Origin of the sequence: Paenibacillus tyrphae (assembly GCF_024158745.1) — a bacterium.
GTDB lineage: Bacteria > Bacillota > Bacilli > Paenibacillales > NBRC-103111 > Paenibacillus_G > Paenibacillus_G tyrfis_A.
On record NZ_JAMZAW010000007.1, the window covers coordinates 259,711 to 280,496 of the forward strand.

Genomic DNA, 20,786 nt, shown 5'->3' on the forward strand with positions numbered 1-20,786 from the left:
TGGCTAGGCCCCCTTTTTCTTAAGAATGACGCCTTGCGTCGTCTGGATGCTGTTGACCCCGTCACCGACGGAGACGAATTCATAATGCAGGCTCGTTTCCCGAATGATCTCCATAAACCACTCCCGGAACTCCTCCTGCCCCATCTCCCACTTGTGGTCGTCGTGTCGGAACCCGCTTAAGTCGTAGAACGGATTGAAATCCGAATTCGGCGTCGTAATAATAAAATGCTCAAAATCCACTTGCTTGCAAATCCGTTGAATCAGCGCTTTGGCCTCATCCTGACTCATGTGCTCGATCACTTCCGTCAGGATAACATCGACCTGCTCGCCGTTGTATTCCTCCAAGAAATGATCGATCGAACGAAACGTAATCAGGTTATCGAGCTCCCGTGCTTGCGCCTTGCGGCTGACCGATTCCAGCAGCTGCTCGTCGATGTCGACAGCGTAGTAGCTGCCCTCGATTTTTGCCGCAAAAGGAAGCGCATAGAAGCCTTCTCCGCAGCCAACGTCCAAGATCGATTTATTAAAAGGCAGGGCGCCGGCGATATAGTTTCTCCGTTGAAGAGCGGTACCTCCGTAATCGAATCGAATGGCGTACCGGCTTGTTTTCTCAAGCTCGCCTTTGTATTTTTTGAACCGGTCCCTGGAAGACAAGAAATTCCGCACAAACAAGCTGCGGATGTAGAACGGCGCGTCAATCGCTTGAATGCTCTTAATGTATTTGTCCAGAATGCTGTCGGAAATATCGATGTTTTCGTTGCCGAACATGGACAGGAACAAGCACAGCACGCTGACGACATGCAGCAGATGATGAAGGCTTTTGCGCGTCGTAATCGTGAGCGAGTAGCTTTTGTGAGCGTGATGCTTGAGCTCAAATGTAAAATCGGTCAAATGCTTCTCAAAAAACTCAATGTACCGCACCAGTTCGATATGAATCATGTTGATATGGAACGAGTGCTCGTAGCCTTCGACGTCCCGCTCCTCTTGCGCTTTCAGCGGCGCGGAAAAAAATTCGTTCAGCGCGTTCAGCGGAAATAACGGCGTATTATAGCGGGATACGTTCAAATATTCAAAATCCTCATGCTCATGCTGCTTATAGGAAATCTCATTATCCGCATCCTTAAAATATACGTTATAGGTAAAATCATCCGTGTACCAGCCGTAAGCCATCCCCTTGCGGATCGAACGGAGAATCATGCCGGACTCCGGATTTTTTTTGATGATAAACGAAAGCTTCGGGTTGGTGGATCTCACTTGAATGATTGCCATCTGCATCTTCCCCTTGGAATGAAATTGTGGCCCGTCGTAGTTAAACACAAAAAAGACCACGGACTCAGAGGTCCATGGCCGGATTGGATAAACGAGCCTGATGTCAACTTGCTTGAAGTCGGCATAAAGCTTCACTTAATAAGACAGACCGGTAAGGCCGATGAGGGTACACTGCTGCATATGCTGTTGATGAAAATGTATTGCGCTGGTCATTATTGGAACTGTAATAAAACTTTTGATCCTTAAGCACCCTCATTCGACCTCCTTCGACAATAGTTAGTGAAATCATAAGCGGCGGCCCATATTTTGTCAAGAAAATCTCTAGGTTTTAACATTTTTTCGACTTAATATTGACAAAGGGTGCCGCCCTCGTTATATAATGTCATTATGATATTATCAATTGGTAAATATCATAGGCGCTAATGCATGGCTTCTCCCCTGTTATCGAAGTAATGAAAGTAACGGCATTTCCTCAAGCCTGCGATGCCGTAACCGTCAAATTTAAAGCGAAAGCGAGAGCTGATGATGATAGAGAAATTTACGTTTTTTTACCGCACCGAGTCCCCCTTTTCCCAGTGGCATCCTTCGCGGTTTGTCATGGATGGAGTAGAGTTCAACTGCGCGGAGCAGTACATGATGTATCAAAAAGCGATGCTGTTCGGGGATCAAGAGACGGCAGCTAAAATATTGAAGGCCACGACGCCCCGGGAGCAAAAGAAGCTGGGCCGCTTGGTCCGGAACTTTGATAAAGATCAATGGGACAACTACGGAAAGAAATTCGTTTATGACGGCAACTATGCAAAATTTACACAAAATCCGCATCTGCTGGAGCAACTGCTTAAGACGAAAGGAACAACCTTGGTCGAAGCGAGTCCTACGGACCGGATTTGGGGAGTAGGACTATCCGAAGACGACCCGAGGATTCAAAACCGAAGAACCTGGCAGGGCAAAAATGCACTGGGGCACATTTTGACACAGCTGCGCGAGAACCTGCTGAAGGAAAATCAAGAAGTAACCTGAACCGAATGAACGGAGTGAACGAAAATGAACGCATCTACCCATAACAGAGAAATCAGATCCAAGATCGCCAAAGAAACCTTGGACATTTTGGAGCAGGGCTTCTACACCACCCCCTCCGGGACACATATCACGATCCGGGACGAAGTGGAGACGGCCGTTGCAAAGTCCGTCCTCTATGCGCCCGATCAGCTACCGAATATTTTGAAGGAAGCAAGTGCCGTCAACGATCGCATAGCAGGGAACACTCCTCGCATTGAGGTGACGAACGAATCGACCTTGGCTGCGGCGCAACGGCTCGTAGCGCAAGAAGGGATTGCGGAGACCGTTTGTCTGAATTTCGCTTCCGCCAAAAATCCCGGAGGAGGCTTCCTCGGGGGGAGCCAGGCGCAGGAAGAAAGTCTGGCTCGCTCTTCCGCCTTGTATCCGTGCATTTCCCAGATGACCGAAATGTACGCTCATAACCGGAGCCTCAAGACCTGCTTTTATTCCGACTATATGATCTACTCTCCGAAAGTGCCGGTATTCCGGGAGGATCGCGGCAGCCTTCTGCCGGAGCCTTACTTGGTTTCCATGATCACCGCGCCTGCGGTTAATGCCGGGGTTGTACGGGAGCGCGAACCGGAAAATACGGCCAAGATCGATACGGTCATGCTGGAGCGGATTCGCTTCATTTTAGCGGTTGCGGCTGCCCATGGACAGCGTGCCATTATTCTTGGTGCCTATGGTTGTGGCGTCTTCCGTAATGACCCGAAGGATGTCGCCCGCCTTTTCAAGCAAGCGCTCATCGACGAAGGTCGTGCCGCCTGGTTTGATAAAATCGTCTTCGCCGTCCTGGATAACTCAGCAAACAAGCGGACGTTGAATGAATTCAAAATGGCATTGGAGCCATAGCAACTTTTTTCAATGATGGTATAAAATTTATAAAAGGAAATAAGCGAAAGCGTCGGCTCGGGAAGTGTCGGCGCTTTTATACGGTTTAAAACGCATATGCTTTTTGCGTGATTGTGCGCTCGCATTGTTCAAGCTCGTCTGCCGCACGGTGCAAATAATCGATGCATCTTCTCAAATCCTGGTTATAGCCCACCTTGTAGTCGATCCACGTTACCGATATGCGCTGCTGCCAGTCTACAAGATTTGCCAGCGTATCGAGTCTGCGGTCCACATAGACGATCTGGTTCTGAACCGCTTGTAAGCGGGAAGCTAAATTTCTGAGCTCCATCATGTTCACGCGAATATCCTCATGCTGTACGCCGGATGGTTTCCACGTATGCCAAGAATCCTTGACGAACTTTGAAACCCTGCTGACGATATCATGCACTTCAGCATACACCCGCTGCTTAAAGTCGTGAAACTTCTCTTTCAGGACGGCTCCAAGCCCGGCCTGTTCAAACAGATCGTCGAACTTGCGCGTCACCCACGTTTTGAACTGAACGATCTTCTCATCCACTACTTCGGCAGCAATCTGGGCAGCTGTTACAAACGCAGTGGCTACAAACGTAATTTCTACCGCTTTGAGCATCGCTCCTACGGTAACCATCGTTTGGGGAACGTTGGTGGCAGCTAAAACACCTGCCGTTTTCAGTAACTGAACCGTATCGATATCGCCATTCCAGACGGCAAAAATAAGCTCCACCGTTTCGTATAGCATCGGATTAGGCAGCTTTTGAATCCCTTGCGCAAGATTAGACAGCATTCGATATTCAAAATCTTTGTTTTGGATCTTATCCCTTGTTAAGGTACCCTTGTCGTTCACAAGATGCTTAAGGGCATGATGGTCCATATTTATTAAATCAGGCAGCGTTCCTTTTTTGGCCGAAGTTTCGATCATGATCGGTTTCGTCGGATTATAAAATAGGGAAGAGACGGAATCGTATCTGTTCTGAAATTCCTGAATTTTCCCCCTCATATGCTGGATGGAATGTTGATAGGTAATGGTGAATTCTTTGTTAAAGCCAGGGGCGTTAAACGTAGCACAGTTGACTATTTTTTGTTGGATTTCACCAGGCGCCGTTAAGGTTGCATATAGTGCAAGGTTCCCCCCGAGAGAATGACCCGTTACCGTAATGTTGTTGTACAGCTTCGCTTGTGATTCCATGTACAATCTTGCTTTATGTTGCTGGACGCTTTCCTCTTCATACGAAGTCGACGCATTATTTTTCCAATCGTTCCGGAACTCCTTTCTTGTGATATCTTCGCTCCCTCGGAAGGCAAACACCGCTTGACCGGGTTCCGGCTCGAATATGTACGCTACAAACCCCGTTGCCGCATTATCGTCATCGATATGGCTGATTTTCCAATGAACATATTTCGAAGAATCCTGAGATAAACTTTCAATTGCGTGCTTAAAGGCTTCAAACTGTTCTTTTGTTTTAAATTGGGTTTCAACATCTTTAAATGATGACTCCAATTCTTGCTTGTAGGTATTTACAAGTTGACCTACGGTAAGCGCCCCGGAAAGCAAACTTTTGTTTAAATCCGCATGATTTTTTATATTCAAGTACACCAGTTCAGAAAGCATAGCTTTATCTGCCTCGGTAATGGTCGTGGTCATGGTATCCCCCTTCCTTAAAACTTCTTATACTCCCAGTCAAAATGACTCAAGATCTCTTGGACGGAATACACCTTTTTTGCATCGAAAATTTTGGCAAACGTATGGGTATAACTCATTTCTTTCTGAGTGTAGTAATGGAGTGCTTCGCCCACCGTATAAAAATCTGTGCTAACCCGCTCAAAAGCAGACGGTTTTAAATAAAATACAGAAATAAACCCATGCTTAAATTCTTCTAAAGCCAATATTCTATCTACCAATTTGTCTACTTTTTCCGCTTGGCGTTCCTTGTCTATATCGGGTTCGCTTTTAATAAACAGATCAACGGCTAGTCCATTAATCTTTTCAGCCTTAAAGTAATCTTCGATACTCATATTTTTGTTATTCAAATCACGTGCCGGAAAAGATAAGCCGCCCGAATCCAGATTTGTCTTGACCCAGATGTCCTTCTGTCCAAACACTTCCTGGGATACCTTGAACATCTTTTCATCGAACTTGTCGGCCATAATCATGTTCATATAGTTGTCCCATACTTTGCTAAAATCTTTCGTGATTTCGGCTCTAAACCGATGCCTCGGGGAGTGTTGGGGATACGCCTCCGCTTTGATGGTATCGGTTGAAAATATCCCTGACCCATACCCGCCTCCGACGTTTTCAACCACGAATTCTTCACCATACTTTTCATTTAAATACCGCGTCATTTTGTCTTCTGCATCATTATACTTCTGACCGCAGCCCATAAGCGTTACAAGCGATAGCAGCACCACGATTCGAAGCACCAGCCTTCCATTAAAGTTCATTTCCCGCTCCGTACCCTCCATGAAAACAAAATTGAAGACGGATTGCTTCCCGTTATCTCAATCGATACAGCATTTGAACGACCTCACTGTACTCACTTGAAATTTGTATCAATCTTCTGGAGCAATAGTCGACGCTAATTCCTTTCAAACCTTTTAGTTCCAGCGCAACGCTTTCCAATTCCCGTCTAATTCGGTTGAGTTCTTCAATAATGGCGGTTGCTTCCCGATCTGCTGCCGCGTTCATGTGCATCCCTCTTTGTATCCCCAGATTGTAGACGACGGAGAGCGACAGGCTCCCCTGTCACCCTCCATTCGAATCAGATCCTACTTGAATTGGCTGGCGTTGCTGTTAATGGTCGTTTCGGTTGCATCGTAATTCGAAACGGTGTTATCCAAAAAAGCCGCATAAGAGTCCACAACCGCCCGATAATCACTAAACTTTTGGGAATTCGCGTTGAATTTGTCCTGAATGGTTCGGGAGGCATCGCTATCCCAGGAGCTCGTCAAACTGTTCATTTCTTTCTTAATCTCTTCGAGCTTGGCGGTTAAGCTGCCGTTCAGTGTTCGGATCGTTGCCGCGGTTTGCGTTACCTCTGCGGTAGATATGCTGATTCCTTCGATAGACATAGTCGTTGGCCTCCTTTAAGAGAATGGATTAATTCGCTAATTTTTTGGCGGAGTTCGCAATTTCGGTTTGCGTCGTCCGATACGTTTGGGCGCTATGCTTTAGGAACTCGGAATATTGCTCCATCAGCTTTTTCATATTTTCAAAATCATCGCGGAATCCTTCGATTTGCGTCGTGTAAGCGACGTTGTCCTGCCCCTTCCACGCATTGCCCATGGCCTTCACTTCGTTAAACAGTTGATCGTACAAACGCTGGTACTCGGCGGCATGCCCATCCATGTTTTTAGCTGCAGCTTCCAGCTTAGCGGGATCTACGATAATTTTTCTTGCCATGCAAATTCTCCTCTCGGTAATAAAGGTTTTATATTAACATCAGCCTGGAACCGTGATGAAGCCCCGATTCTTGAGCTGACATGCCAATATCCAAAACGGACCCGGTTGTTCTCTCGCATAAAACCGTATCGCGGGTTGGAGCAAAATAACCGTTGGATAACTCGGCAATCGCACCCGTTAATAACGTCTCGACTTCATAAAGCTTGGTCGTGAGAGGGATGTATACGTCATAGGTCCTGGCTAGAGCCGGTACAAATACCTCAACCTGTATTTTATCCATCGGAATCGTCCTCCTTGAGATGCAAGGGCGAAGTCACCAGCTTCATGAGGATAGGTTTCCCGTTCGTCACGATATAGCCGAAATCATCTCCAATATCCTGGTACAGCTCGCTTGTGAGCTTTCCGATCTTGAGCTGATATTGATCCGCTATACCGTTCCCCAGCCAAATCCCCTCGTTGAGGACCACTTTTGCCTTAAACCAAGGTTCGTAAGATATGGACGAAATCGACGAAACGCGCTCGCAAATAATGAAATTCACTTGATACGCCGTCTCACCTTTCTCCAGAAGAACCCGGAGCTTATCCTTGGAATCTTCGGAGATTCGTGAGTTCAAGTTTGCCAGAGAGTGAATAATCCAAATCTGTTTGGCAAAGGCCGGAACCGGTTCGCCGGCGGTCATCGCATCCTTGTACGTATTGTTGCGGTGGACGAGGGTGTTAAATAATTGTGCAACAACTTGGTCCCAATCTGTTCGATTTCCATAATGTGTATAGGTTTTGAGCTCGTCATCCACTAGCTTATTATCCGGATCGATGACGGCAACTTCGGCTTCCGCTTTAGCCGATAGGACCTCAGCCACCCCTTGGATAAAGCCCGCATTGTCGTTATTTTGAGACAGTATAAGCTGGATGTAATGCTGGTCAAAGTGAAAGCAAGCCGTCTGCAGACTGTTCTTCTCCACGCCCACCGGAATTTTCCCGGCCCTGCCGTACCTTATTTCATCCATCAAGAAATTCGCATCAATGAGCTCAGGCAGAATCGGAATTCTCCTTGCGACCGGCTCCGTCCATCTGGCGGCGTACTCTTCACCGTACTTGCGAATATGCTCGAAGCGATTTTCCACATCGCGATGCGTGTGCGCGATTTGAAATTCATATACCCGATCGGATTTCATAATGCCTCTCCCCTTAAACTTGGAGGGATAGACACCTTCCACATGACCGAGCACACTGGAATAGTCGGCGGCATCGTTAAGCTGCAGCACGTACAATTGTTTAAAATTTTGCAAAACCCGGTACCGGACCGCGCCTGTATTCAATGCGGTCAAAATGAAGTAAATCCCGTACTTCAAGCCTTCCCTCGCTAGATAGGCCATCGCTTCTTCCTTGTCCTCGAACAGCTCCGCGAACGCCGAGTAGTTATGAACGACAACGACAATGGAAGGAATGGCAGTCTGTGCTGATCTCACGTAAGACTGGTAATCGCCGCCATAATCTGCGAACCGCTTTTTCCGATCCGCGGTCTCTCGATACAGCATCTTGAACAAATTATTGACTTTCTCCGCTTCGTGCGAGAGCAGGACATCGCCCACATGCGGTGCTTTGGAGAAGGCGCGCAAGGTCTCGGAAGCGAAATCCAGAATATATACATGGAGCTCGGACGGCGTATGCTCCCCCATCAGCGAGTACAGCAACGTGGCCAAGAAGGTCGTTTTCCCGCTTCCCGCCGCACCGTAAATGACCGCATTACCTTCCTTGGACAGCGGAAAGGTCATCGTAAACTGCCGCTGGTTGGCAGGGTCGTCTACTTGGCCGATCACGGGATTCAGCACACCGCGGGCTTGCTGCGAAACCGGATGACTCTCTCTGAGCTCGTCAAGATAAATGAATTCCGGAAGCGGGTCCAGCCAGAGCGGACGGACGCTGATCCGTTCTTCTTTGGCAATGGCTGTTAAATAACGGTTTACCTCATCCAATTGCTTGGTCGGGTTATGGAACCGTGTCTTTCGTTTATCAATTTTGACTTGTTTCACGATACGTCCCAGGTTATCGATAACAGTTACGCTCTCATCCCTGGCTTTCTCAATCCGATCCGTCGGATAATAAGGCGCCCCTCCCCAAGCGGATTGACCAAGCTCGAACAGCTCGTTGAAGCCAACTTGGACATAGAACCGCCCGGTAACGGACAGCTCGGCCGCATCCGGCCTTTTGATCACGTCCATACTATCGGCTTTCTCCTGCACCTTAAGACAAATTCGAAACTTGCTGTTGCTCCAAATCTGATCATCCACCACCCCGGATGGCTTTTGGGTCGCCAAGATCAAGTGGATGCCCAAGCTTCTGCCGATACGTGCCGCGCTAACCAACTGCTCCATGAATTCAGGCTGCTGCGTCTTTAGTTCCGCGAACTCGTCCGAAATGATAAACAAGTGCTGCAGCGGCTCCATAACATTCCCGTCCCGGAACAGCCTCTGATACTTGTAGATGTCCATGTTGCTCATGTTCAATCGCTTGCTCGTTTCGCTAAAGATCGCTTGTCTTCGCTTGAGCTCGCTTTGGATGGAAACTAGGGACCGCTTAACCGCCGCACCGTCCAAGTTCGTAATCGTTCCCGCCAGATGAGGCAAATTCGCAAATGCACCAGCCATACCGCCGCCTTTGTAGTCAATCAGAATAAAAGCGACCTCATGCGGATGATAGTTTACGGCGAGCGAAAGAATGAACGTCATCATAAACTCGCTTTTCCCGGAACCGGTCATCCCCGCAATCAAGCCATGCGGACCGTGGTATTTCTCATGCAAGTCCAGATAAAACCGTTCACCGGTCGTATCCACCCCGATCGGCGTTTGGAGGGATAAGGCAGGATCATGATCCCGCCATCTCGTCAGCGCATTCAGATGCTCGACTTTCCCCACCTCGAACAAATCGAGAAAGGTCAGCATGGCAGGCAGCGTATAGCCCGCTCCCGAACGATCCAGTTGAATATTAGCCAGATGCACGGCAAGCTGGAGCTCGTCCTGAATGGTAAACGGATGAGGCTGAAACGCAATATGCTTCCCGGAGGTATCGTCCTTGTCATATATTTTCGAATGATCTCCTTCAAACTCCACGACCAGCGAGCACTCTTTGGGCAGATTTTTCAACTCGTCGTAAAGATGGATCACGCTAATGCCTATATTGTTTTTGTGCTTCCTTATACCATTCATCATCTCCGCCTTGCCGGCCAGGCCCTTATCGATCGCGAAGACGACGTAATACGGCATGACCTCCTTAAGCTCTTCCTCCGAGGTGATGCTCTCTCTTCGGGCAATTTCTTTTTCGAAAAAGACAGAAAGCTCCTTTACCTCGCCCGGCTCCGTCGCAATAAATCGAATGGACTTATCGTCGCTCCAAACGTGAGGCAGCCATTTTACGAACTCCCACGTCTTGCCTTCCTTCTTGTCATAGATGAAGACAAGCTTTAATTCATCATAGCTATGGAGCGCCGCAAGCTGGACGATTAACCCTTTGACCGCATCGACAACTTCAACTCTTGTGCCGATCATCCCGCTAATCCAATCCTCCGTTAGCGAAAGCGGTATAGGAACCTGTTCCAGCATTTTCGGCTCCTCCATGAGCCGATACAGCTCCTCTTGAAGCCCGTCGTCTTCAAGCGAGAATCTTTTCTCCGGAAATTTCAGCACAACCCGAAGCGGCAAATTACCCAGTCCAAGACGTACCTTCAAAAAATCGTTTTGTCTGCGGGTCCGCTCCCATAGGGTCCGCTTGCGCAGCTGGATTCGCGAAACGCACTCCTCCAGAGTAATCAAATTTTCATGCAGAACTTGGCGCTGGCTTTCTCCGGCATCCCGTATTTTCTGCCGAACCTCTTGAATATAAAGCTTGTATTTCTCCTGCCGGATTCTCTCCTGCTTGAGTCTCTTCTGAGCCTCGTGTCGTCTTGTCAAAACGGGCCATAGAATCGTACCCAGCAGGACACTGAAGGACATGACAAGAGTAGGCATGGCATTCATGATTTTGCCATTGGATTGCAATGCGTTATGCAGAGAATACAGTCCGGTGAATAAGGAGGCCATGCCCATCGTAATGGACGGACCGAGCATGAGCATAAGCGGAGTTTGTTCCAGATTCACCTGGGGCGGCGGTGCGTCGATCTTGATCTCGACACGATCGATTTCCTTGATAAACCTTGGAGAACGATAAAACAAATCGCCTTCCGGCAGCTCTTCGTCGATCTCATCCTCCGTATTTGGAACCGCAGGGTACGGTTTAACGCATGGTCTAAGAACATCGGGATTACAGCTCACCTGGCCGTCTGGATTATTTATGGCAATGAATCCGCTGCCGACAATGATCTTCAAGCCGACGATATAGATCATATCCCCGGGTTTCAGAATCTGCTCCGTCGTCCTCTTCCCGTTCACAAACGTTCCGTTCGAGCTGCCCGTATCCCGAATGGCGATCGACGTTTCGGAAACGAAAAGCTCCGCATGAACGGAGGACGTATACCTGTTCGCGTACCTGATCTCGCAGCCGTCCGCACGACCGATCTTTATTTTCCCTCTACCGGGCAAGCTGTACCTTTGGAATACTTTACGGTCGACAGACACCGGTTCGGCGAACAGAATCGCAATTTCATCCGTTTTTTTCAAAAGGATGCTATAGATGGTCAGGGGCTCGACGACAAGCTCCTTTACTTTGCGGCTGCCGGCATCCAGAACGACCGCATGCGGATTCGACTTGAGAATCCATTGGCTGTCCACGCCTTCGACCCCGACCACCCGTTCCTCATACCCCAGAAGGTTCGTTTGAGTGACCCAATACTGCCCGGACTTCCTTTCAGGCAGCACGCATGTATGGATTTCATTTTCCTTTAGCAAGGATAGCTGCATAAGGAACTCACCTTCTTTCGAACAAATGATCGGACAAAATTTTACAAAATTTTCTATTCTAGAGCACAAAAAAACCGCCCTATCCATGGTTAAATACACATGAATAAGGCGGTGCTTCCGCTTTCGATCATTGGTTGTATAGTATCATTTTCTCCCAAATTCTGCAATAGAGATTTTTATTCGACAAATATCAACGAACAATCTTCAGATGAGCTTGTTTTTGGCCATCGATTTCAACCTTCACCTTTAGAGTGGAAGGCTTCTTTTTATCGGACGGTTTGGTTCGGAACGTTACGATGCCGTTGTCTACACCTTCAAGCCCGTACTCGGCCTCTTGGAGACAGCTTGCCTTCTTTGGCAAACATCTCATCGATATGCAGGCACTCGTTGAATTCATTCGCTAGCCGATCCGCAAACATATCAATACGCTGGGTGGCACAGAAATTAATAGAAATTTTATACAAAAAACGACGTAACGGCTGCGAAACAGGCTGGAATAAGAAGGAATTTACCATTGGATTGTCGAAATGGTATTATTCTGAAAACCAAATCCAATATAAAAATAGCATAACCGAGGGGGCTCGTACGATGCGCTGGACTGTAAGTAGAAAGCTTGCTTTGGGATTCATTACCATGTTACTTCTTACTACCATCACCGCCGTTCTTGCTTTAAACCGAATGATGTTTATCCAAAACCGCGTTGAGCAGGTTACCGAAAACTCGATGCCCAAGGTGAACGAAATCAACCGGATTTATTTTGAGACGGAGCATGTGCTTAATCTGGTGTTCCGCCACAAAGACAGTACCGATGCTGCAGCACGTAAAACCCTTGAGGATGAAATCGGCGCAAGCTACACCTTGGTCGAATCGACGGTACAGCAGTACGAGTCCCAGATCACAGCCGACGAAGAACGAAGCAATTTTGCTTCTTTCAAGGAAAGTTGGGACGAATTCAAGAAGAACACGCAAAAAACGTTAGTCACCAGCCGCAGCAACCCCCAGCAAGCCATGATCCTGATCGATGCCGGCCACCGTATTTTCGACGAAATGCAGAAGCATTTGACCAGTCTGGTCGAATGGAACCACAAACAGGCTGAAACCTCCGCACTGGAAGCAAAAAAAGCATATAAGGATAGCTTGATATGGGTTTATGTCATTCTCGGGACTAGCGTGGCTGTCGCCTTAGGAATCAGCACGTTGTTCCTCCTCCTGATTGCCCGCCCGCTGCGTCTGGTCACCGGCAGTATCGTACGGGTCGCGGACGGCGACTTGACCGTACCGCCGCTGTCCGTGAAAAGCCGCGATGAAATCGGCCAACTGGCCGACGCTCTGAACCGCATGGTTCGCGAGCTTCATTCGGCGATCAGCCGCTCTTCGGAAGCTTCACACCAGGTCACGCAGCTGGCCGATTCGCTGGCGGCCGATGCCAGTCAGACGACGATCGCCGCGCAGCAGATTGCCGACGCCTCGCGGCAGGTCGCCGGAGGAGCGCAGGCACAGCTGACGACCTCGAAAGAAACGGCCGTCGTCATGGAAGAAATGGCCGCAGGAATCGGCCGGATTTCGGAGGCAACCTCGGAAATGGCGGAGCAGTTCCAAACGACAGCCGCAAATGCGGTAAAAGGCACGGAGTCGATGGACGAAGCGGAAGAGCAGATGAACGCCATTTCCACAACAACCACGCAGACCTCGGAACGCATGGAACGGCTGAGCAAACGGTCCGACGAAATCGGGGGCATTGTGAAATTGATCTCCGAGATCGCTTATCAGACGAATTTGCTGGCCTTGAACGCTTCGATTGAAGCGGCAAGAGCCGGAGAAAGCGGCAAAGGCTTCGCGGTCGTCGCCGCCGAGGTGAAGAAGCTGGCCACCCAATCCGAAGCGGCCGCCAAGGAAATTACCCAGCGCATCCGCTTGATTCAAGAGGAAACGAAAGAAACGGCTGGGGCGATCCGCGAAGTCACGGAGCAGGTCACGGCAGGCATCCAGTTGGTGAGCGACTCCGGGCGCAGCTTCCGCAACATTGCCGCTTCGATCGAGCAGCTGAACGGACATATTCAGGAAGTGTCCGCCACGGCGGAAGAAATGGCGGCGACCACCGAGCAGATTACCGCCTCGGTCACGTCCACGGCGATGATCGCCCAGACCTCCAGCGACAGCACGGAAAGCGTTGCCGCCGCTTCGAACGAACAGTTCGCTTCGATGGAACGCATCTCCGGCAGCGCGGAGTCGCTTACTTTGCTTGCAGGAGAGCTTCGCGAGAGCATTCGCCGCTTCCGGCTGTAGGGCTGTTCGCAAAAAAGCACCTGCTTTTGCAAGCAAGTGCTTATGCCAACACCACCTATAATACTTCCGACAACATGGGGATCGCGTCCTGCGCTCCCAAACGAGTCACCGCAATGGACGAGGCGCGCTGGGCGATATCCACCGCTTCGTCCATGCTTTTGCCAGCAATGATCATCGCGGCCAGCGTGCCGGAGAACGTGTCCCCGGCCGCCGTCGTATCGACGGCCTGAACCTTACGCGCTTCCTTATATACGTTCTCCGTTCCGTTATAATACACGATGCCCTTTTCTCCGAGCGTAATGAGCGGATAGCGGATTCCTTTGGCCCGAAGCTTGTTCAAAGCCTCAAAAGCATCGTCGGTGCTCCGGATCTCGATACCCGTATAGATGCGGCATTCGATTTCGTTCGGCGTAAAATAATCCACGCCCTGCAAAACTGCATCCTCAATCGGAACCGCAGGCGCCGGATTCAGGAAAATCGGCACTTGGCCTTTCACCAAACGAATAACCTCGTAAACCGTCTCCATCGGAATTTCCAGCTGCAGCATGATGGCCGCGGCCGAAAGCAGCTCCTGCTGGTACCCCCGAATATAGCCGGGAGAGACTTCGCTGTTGGCTCCGCCGTCGAGAATGATACTGTTATTTCCGTTGCATACGGTGATGGCGGCCACGCCCGTCGTCACGTTCGGCTCGCGCTTGAGGAAGTCCGTGCGCACACCGAAACCGCTAAGCCGGTCGATCAGGGACTGGCCGAAAATATCGTCGCCCACCTTCCCCATAAACCACGTTTCGGCGCCCATCTTGGCGCAAGCGACCGCTTGATTGGCCCCTTTGCCGCCGGGAGCGAGGAAAAATCCGTCGCCCCGCATCGTCTCCCCGATTTCGGGAAGACGGCTCGTCCGCATGACCATATCCATATTTGCACTGCCGACAACCATAATTTTCATCGAAATTCGCCCTCTTCGTTACAAATTCACCGGACCGGACTTCTAGAGCTCCGTGACTCGGATATTACTGTAGTAGGCTCTCGCCGCGCCAAGGGTGCTGACTCCGTACATCCCGTAGCCGAACGTACCGTCCGTATGCTGCAGGATTTGCTCCCCGTTGATGAACAGCGTGATGACCTGTCCTTGCACCGTCACCTTGAATTCATAGTTCTGGCCAAACTGCCAGGGGTAACTGGCTCCGGTCAGTTTAGTATAACCGAAATCGTTCAGGTAGAGGGAGACTTGATCTTTGCCGTCAAAGCCCGCATGATACCCGCGCATCGCTCCTTGGGCGCGAACCGCCACCAGATGCGAATCGCCGATTTGCGGATTCAGGTCCAAGGTTACGGTATAGTCGGTGGCAAAATAGTTGCCCGTATACGCTTCGCTAGGCTCGGCGGTCATCAGATACATTGAGCCGTCCACCAGGCTCCAAGCGCCGTGATTATGGGCAAAAGGCGTCACGCAGCCAAAATCGCCCGACTGTTTACGGAAATCGATCGTGTAGTCCGCTTTGCCGGAAATCCGGAATTCGTCGATAAAGATGCGGCCCAGGCTTTTCGGCTTGCGCGTCGAATACGATTCGAGCACGATGCCGACCTCGTCGATCAGCTCGCCTTCCGAATCCGGAATGACGAACTCCACCTCGATCCACTCCTGATTTACGAGCTTAATATAGCCTTGGACGAGCTCTTTCTTGCTTTTGTGCAGCCGGGCGTAAGGAGCAATCCCCATCGTCTCGTTGCCGCCCCATTGATCCAGATAAATGTTCATCGACACTTTTTGACCCGAGTACGCTCTCGGCGCAAACGTCGGCGAATACCGCTCGTCGCTGAAATCGGCGCGGGTGTAGTAAGGCTTGTAAAAGACTTTCGACTTCTCGCCGCGGGTCATGCGGTCAAAGATAACTTCGAGCGAGCCGGTTCCGCGGAAAGCTTTCTCCGTCGAATGCCGCGCCTGGCAGAAGAACGGATCGGAAACCCGGATATTGTGCGTCGAGCCCGGCAGTTCGAAGTCAAAATAAATGTCGCGTTCCGTAAAGCTGTCGACGATTTCCTGCGGGCACGGCTCCTTCGCCAGACGGTAGCCCAGAATCGTCAATTCCTTGGCATACGTAGGAATATCCAAAATGTTCAGGTAGCCGGAGATACCCGACATTACGATGGAGTCGTTGATCGGCTTGCGGTACTTGTCCGCGATGCCTCCCAGGCCGCATGCGACGCCGAGCACAGTGCCGACGTTGCCCGCATTGCAATCGGTATCCCAGCCGCACATCGTGGCGATTTCCACCGTCCGGTTGAAGTCGCCCTGACCGTAAATCATCGCCAGCACGCAGACGCCTGCGTTTGGAATAATATGGCATACCCCGGTATATTTATCGTAGCCCCAGTCTCTTTCGAGCATATCGCGGCAAGCCCGGAAGTCGTCCGGATGCTGCGCGTGGAATTCCAGCACCGCTCTCGACACCTGTGCGTAGAGGGAATCCGCAGGAATTTGAGCGAGCCCCGCTTCGATAATCTCGCGGATATCCGATGTTTCGAACGCCTTGGAGATCGCCGCGCAGAAAAATCTCGCGCCCAGCACCCCTTCGCCGTCGTGCGATACGCGGGCCGCTACTTCGCCGAAATCGGCGGCTTTCTTCGGATTGCAAGGGTTGACCAAGCCCCACGTATCGATAAAAATTTGCCCGCCGATCTGTTCGGCGATAATGAGCCCGTTCTGCTCGATCGAGCCGGATTGCGGGGCCGGAATTCCTTTTTTCAGGTTGATGTAAGCCGTATGCTCCGTGCTGACGCCATAGCCGCCCCACCAGAACATCCCGATGCCTTCGCGGGCGTAGTTCAGCCAAGCGCGGGCCACGTCGTTCGGGGTAATATCGCGGTCGACCGCGTCGTCATACAAGGCTCGCAGAAAATAATACGGACCGTTCGCGTCGTCATCGGCAGCGAAGTTTTTGAATTCTTTCACGTAGTCCGTAATCTCGCCGTACGTATTTTTGATCCGCTCGTAAGTCCAGATCGTCGGCTCCACCGGCGCGCCCAGCCTTATGCCGATATTCATGCCCAAATAACCTGCGTAAACTTTCTCTAAATAATTCGAAGGAATCATGTTCCGTGCACCGCCTTTAAAATAATGAGCCTGGAAGGCTGCAGAGTGTCGAGAAAGTGAGCAAATGTGATAGAAGAGATTACGAAGGGGTGGGGTATCCACTTCCGGTCGCTCTTGTCCGCAGGAAATTTGGATTGGAAGCCGCTTACAGCGGACATTTCCCGCGGACAAAGGCGAACGCTATCGCTCCTCCAGTGGATACCCCACCTGCGTATGCATCTCTATTTTTGTTTAAGTTCACTTTCTCAACAAGCTCTCGTATGTCTCTCTATTTTTGTAATGACCACTTCGTTTCTACAGAGCGCTTTCAGCTGCTCCGCCGCCCATTTACCAGACTTCCAAAAACTTCTGCCGCTTGCTGTTCAATTCCAGATCCTCTTGAATAATCACCGAGGCCGCTTCGGTAAACCGGTCGCAGCTCCCTGCCATATCCTGCTTATTAACTTCTTCCAATACCGCGATCTCGTCGGCCGGGATCGCCCGAACGCCCTGCATCGCGCCCAGAATCGCGCCGATCATGACGCCGATCGAATCCGTATCGCGGCCGGAGCTAACGCCGTCTTTGATCGCCTCCAGGAAATCGCCGTCGTGCAGGACCATGTACGCCAGCGCCAGCGGCAGCTCCTCGATGGAGAACAACCGGCTTGGCGTATAATGATTCGAAGGAATGCCGACTTTATCGATGCTCCGGTTGACGTCGTCGCGCATCGGAGAGTAGACCGCCATCGCTTCGTGTAAAGCATGGACAACCTTGTCGCGGTCCGCTTTATCCGCTTGCAGGAGCAGCGCCTTCTCGCAAAGCGCGTAAATCGCCCGCTTCGTGCCGTCCTTGGCGTAATGCACCGCGGTTTCCGCCACATCATGGACCGTGACACCCGGCTCGAACGCCTTGGCGACGCAGGAGGCCATCACGCCCGCCGCTTCCAGCCCGTAGCTGATTTGATGGCCGGAGGCGAACAAGATCGCTTCGTCGTACGCCCCCTTCGGGTTGCAGGCGTTAACGATCCCGACGGGAGCGATGTACATGGCCGCTCCGCAGTTGACCATATTGCCGTAACCGCCCTCGCGGGGCTCGCAGTTCGCAAGCACGTGCCGGTTGAAAATATGCTTCTCCGGATAAAACAACCGGTCCAAAATAAGCGCCTCCCGGCCGAACTCCGGAATATACCGTGGCCGGAAAGCAATTTCCTTCACAAATTCGTTCGCCATATCGTAGGCGTCCAGATGCCGGCGCTCCGTACAGTACACGTTCATCAGCGCCAGCGTCATGAGCGTGTCGTCCGTCACGATGCCTTGGCCGCGCATTCTGCCTAGCCGCGCCGTTTCCGGCCAATCCGCCTTCCACCACTTCGTCTTCGTCGTTTCAACGCGGCCGTATTTTTCTTTTATTTGACCGTAGGTCATTTTCTCCACAACCGCGCCCATCGCATCGCCGTACGCCGTTCCGAAGACGATGCCTTTCACCCGATCCGCAAAAGACAGCATCGGTTCCTCTCCCCTCCGCAGGAAGTGCGAGGCCTCCGCCCCGCACTTGACCGGCCGTTTATTTTATCGTTTGGTTGGCGTAATCCGTCATTTCCTTGCCGCCCGCGGCGTTCCAGGCTTGCACGAACTGATCGAAATCCGCGATCGTTTTCTTGCCCGTTACCACGTTGGCGGCAAATTCTTTGTAGAGCGCGTTGCAGGCGTCCCATTTGGCTGCGAGCTCCGCAGGAATGATGAAGCTGTTGTCTTTTTTGGACAGCTTGGACATCATATCCAGCGATTTCGCCGCCGGCTCGGACAAGTAAGGCGTCGACGGATCGAACTCCGGCTTGAAGTTTACGGTCGACTCGACGAACCGCGGATACCATTCGGCCGATTTGGCCGTCAGCTTGATTTTGTTGTCGACGACGGTATATTGATCGCCTTCAATGCCGAGCTTATCCAGCAACTGGCCTTTCGGGCTGGCCAGATACTCCAAGACGGCGAAGGCCATCTCTTTATTTTTGGCCGTTTTGGTAATCGCGAAGCCGCGGCTCTCCTTGCTCACGTCAACCGGGGTGTAGCCTTGGCCTTTCCCTTTTGCCGGCGGCAGAGGCATTACCTTCGCAGCGGCTCCGTTCTGAGACGTCGATTTCGTGTTGTAAAGGTCGATGACTTTCCCTTGCGTTCCTGCGATAACCGCAGCTTGACCGTCGTAGAACGCTTTTTCCTTCGTGTCCCATTTTTTGGTCAGGAACTCGGGATCAAGCAGGCCGTCCTTGTACAGCTTCGCATAAAACTCAAGCTTGTCTTTTTCGAAGGAGGTCGTTTTGCCGAACGCGTACTTGCCGTCCTCGCCCTTCAGCCAAGTGGAGGTCAGTCCGAACGCCTGCCCGAATGTGGCGTCAAGCTCGTCGAGCGTACCGGCCGTCGTATACGCGAATTTCGCGCCGTTCTTTTCTTTCAGCTCTTTGAAGAAGTTATAGTAGTTGTCCACGGTCGGGTTAACGAGCAGTTCCTTGCCTGATGCCGTCTTGTCAAACCAATCCTGGCGCACGACTGGAACCGAGCTGCTCGTCGGCGACAGCCACACCAGATACGGATAGTTCTTCGTTCTTTCCTGGTTGTACGGGTTCATGGACGCTTTCACGTGCGTCGATTTTTCGATGTACGGCGTCAAATCTTCCAGAATTTTTTGGGTGACCGCGAATTGGTAGTCGCCGCCTTGGAAATAAATCAGGTCGGGAATGTTGCCGCTCTGCAGCAGCAGGCCCAGCTTCTCGGAGTAGGTGCCGCTTTGCACGGGAACGAGCTGCAGCTTCACGTTTTTGCCTTCGGCCTTCATGCCTGCTTCAATGCCTTTGAGCAATGGATCGTCGGGCTGCAGGTCCTTGTCGACGATCGTAATCGTGACCGGCTGGTCGCCGGACGTGCCTGCGGCCGAACCGCCCGGAGCTGTCGAATTGCCGGAGCTGCACGCGGTGGAGATGACCAGCAAGCTTGCGGCGAGCAGGGTGAACACTTTTCTCATTTCTATTTCCTCCCCAATGTCTTGTGTTGTTTATTCTTTGACGCCGCCATCCATTACTCCGCTGGTATAATACTTCAGAATAATAGGATAGAGCATAAGAATCGGAATCATGGCAATGACGATTGTAGCCGCTTTCAGCGAAGAGAAATCAAGCTGCGCGATATTGTTGTTCTTGAGCAGATTCGCTGCGCCGACCAGTGTCGAAGTGTCCCGCTCCACGACGAATTGTCTAAGCAGCACCTGCAGCACCGTGTTCTCGCGGCTGGACAAGAAAATGCTGGATTTGAAAAATTCGTTCCACTTCGCAATCGCGTAGAACATCCCGATCGTCAGCAGCGGTATGCGCGCCAGCGGCATAACGATCCGGATAAACAGCGTCATGTGCCCGGCACCGTCGATTCTCGCCGCTTCCAGCAAGGACTCTGGAATTTCTTCCAGAAAACGCATCATAATAATCAGGTAGTACACGTTGATCATCCGGTACAGCACCATCGACCACAGGCTGTCAAGCAGATGCAGATCCTTCATGACCATATATTCCTGAACGATCCCCGGCTCGAAAATCATGATGATGATCAGAAAAATCATAATCGGGGTTTTGCCGACCAAGTTTTTTCGCGTTAAGACATAGGCCGCAATCGTTGTAAAAAAGATACATAAGCAAGTGCCCACGATAGTAATAAACAGCGAATTCATCAGCGCCTTGCCGACAATCGGATTGCCGAGAACGACTTGAAAATTGATCAGCGAGAACCCCTTGGGCAGCAGATCGTAGCCTTTCAGTTGATTAACCTGGTCCGGATGCGATAACGCTCTGGCAAATATGTTCACGATCGGCACGAACATCGTCAGCGTCAGCAGCGTCAGCACCAGCCCGATCAACAGTTTGAAAACGGTTATTTTTTTGCCAACCATCTTGGCTCC

General features: G+C 51.0%; 16 protein-coding genes. 3 read left to right on the plus strand and 13 right to left on the minus strand.

The window, feature by feature from the left end:
- Window positions 1–3: 3 nt before the first annotated feature.
- Window positions 4–1,269: a class I SAM-dependent methyltransferase gene (locus NI000_RS12855; protein ID WP_253411068.1), complete on the minus strand. Its 1,266-nt coding sequence runs from the start codon at window positions 1,267–1,269 to the stop codon at window positions 4–6.
- A 528-nt stretch (window positions 1,270–1,797) separates the two neighbouring features.
- On the opposite strand from NI000_RS12855, the gene NI000_RS12860 reads away from it, so the two are divergent.
- Complete coding sequence (locus NI000_RS12860) at window positions 1,798–2,289, plus strand: NADAR family protein (protein ID WP_253411162.1); 492 nt, start codon at window positions 1,798–1,800, stop codon at window positions 2,287–2,289.
- 24 nt (window positions 2,290–2,313) lie between these two features.
- Window positions 2,314–3,180 carry a TIGR02452 family protein gene (locus NI000_RS12865; RefSeq protein WP_253411070.1) on the plus strand — a complete coding sequence of 289 codons (867 nt, stop codon included), beginning with the start codon at window positions 2,314–2,316 and terminating at the stop codon, window positions 3,178–3,180.
- An 85-nt stretch (window positions 3,181–3,265) separates the two neighbouring features.
- Here NI000_RS12865 and NI000_RS12870 read toward each other — a convergent pair whose 3' ends face one another.
- From NI000_RS12870 to essC, 7 genes are all read right to left on the minus strand, one after another.
- The gene (locus NI000_RS12870; protein WP_253411072.1) at window positions 3,266–4,840 is read right to left on the minus strand and encodes an Mbeg1-like protein; all 1,575 of its coding nucleotides are present in this window, start codon (window positions 4,838–4,840) and stop codon (window positions 3,266–3,268) included.
- A 14-nt stretch (window positions 4,841–4,854) separates the two neighbouring features.
- On the minus strand, window positions 4,855–5,658 hold the full coding sequence (locus NI000_RS12875; RefSeq protein ID WP_253411073.1) for a hypothetical protein: 804 nt from the start codon (window positions 5,656–5,658) through the stop codon (window positions 4,855–4,857).
- Between the two features lie 31 nt (window positions 5,659–5,689).
- Window positions 5,690–5,881: a hypothetical protein gene (locus tag NI000_RS12880; RefSeq protein ID WP_253411075.1), complete on the minus strand. Its 192-nt coding sequence runs from the start codon at window positions 5,879–5,881 to the stop codon at window positions 5,690–5,692.
- 80 nt (window positions 5,882–5,961) lie between these two features.
- Window positions 5,962–6,264: a pore-forming ESAT-6 family protein gene (locus NI000_RS12885; RefSeq protein ID WP_253411077.1), complete on the minus strand. Its 303-nt coding sequence runs from the start codon at window positions 6,262–6,264 to the stop codon at window positions 5,962–5,964.
- Window positions 6,265–6,292: 28 nt separating this feature from the next.
- Complete coding sequence (locus tag NI000_RS12890) at window positions 6,293–6,595, minus strand: WXG100 family type VII secretion target (RefSeq protein WP_253411078.1); 303 nt, start codon at window positions 6,593–6,595, stop codon at window positions 6,293–6,295.
- A 28-nt stretch (window positions 6,596–6,623) separates the two neighbouring features.
- On the minus strand, window positions 6,624–6,875 hold the full coding sequence (locus NI000_RS12895) for an EsaB/YukD family protein (protein WP_253411080.1): 252 nt from the start codon (window positions 6,873–6,875) through the stop codon (window positions 6,624–6,626).
- Window positions 6,868–11,487 (minus strand): type VII secretion protein EssC, encoded by a 4,620-nt coding sequence (gene essC, locus NI000_RS12900; RefSeq protein ID WP_253411082.1) that lies wholly within the window; start codon window positions 11,485–11,487, stop codon window positions 6,868–6,870. Before essC ends, NI000_RS12895 begins: the two co-directional genes overlap by 8 nt.
- Before the next feature lie 588 nt (window positions 11,488–12,075).
- Here essC and NI000_RS12905 point away from each other — a divergent pair.
- Window positions 12,076–13,773 (plus strand): methyl-accepting chemotaxis protein, encoded by a 1,698-nt coding sequence (locus NI000_RS12905; RefSeq protein WP_301292477.1) that lies wholly within the window; start codon window positions 12,076–12,078, stop codon window positions 13,771–13,773.
- Window positions 13,774–13,828: 55 nt separating this feature from the next.
- On the opposite strand, the gene rbsK is transcribed toward NI000_RS12905, so the two are convergent.
- The 5 genes from rbsK to NI000_RS12930 form a co-directional block, all read right to left on the minus strand.
- Complete coding sequence (rbsK, locus tag NI000_RS12910; RefSeq protein ID WP_253411086.1) at window positions 13,829–14,719, minus strand: ribokinase; 891 nt, start codon at window positions 14,717–14,719, stop codon at window positions 13,829–13,831.
- A 42-nt stretch (window positions 14,720–14,761) separates the two neighbouring features.
- The gene (locus NI000_RS12915) at window positions 14,762–16,867 is read right to left on the minus strand and encodes an ADP-ribosylglycohydrolase family protein (RefSeq protein WP_253411088.1); all 2,106 of its coding nucleotides are present in this window, start codon (window positions 16,865–16,867) and stop codon (window positions 14,762–14,764) included.
- 327 nt (window positions 16,868–17,194) lie between these two features.
- Window positions 17,195–18,352: an ADP-ribosylglycohydrolase family protein gene (locus NI000_RS12920; protein ID WP_253411090.1), complete on the minus strand. Its 1,158-nt coding sequence runs from the start codon at window positions 18,350–18,352 to the stop codon at window positions 17,195–17,197.
- 58 nt (window positions 18,353–18,410) lie between these two features.
- Window positions 18,411–19,862 carry an extracellular solute-binding protein gene (locus NI000_RS12925; RefSeq protein ID WP_253411092.1) on the minus strand — a complete coding sequence of 484 codons (1,452 nt, stop codon included), beginning with the start codon at window positions 19,860–19,862 and terminating at the stop codon, window positions 18,411–18,413.
- A gap of 30 nt (window positions 19,863–19,892) precedes the next feature.
- A complete protein-coding gene (locus tag NI000_RS12930) occupies window positions 19,893–20,777 on the minus strand; it encodes a carbohydrate ABC transporter permease (RefSeq protein ID WP_253411094.1) in 885 nt (294 codons plus the stop codon).
- Between the last annotated feature and the right edge of the window lie 9 nt (window positions 20,778–20,786).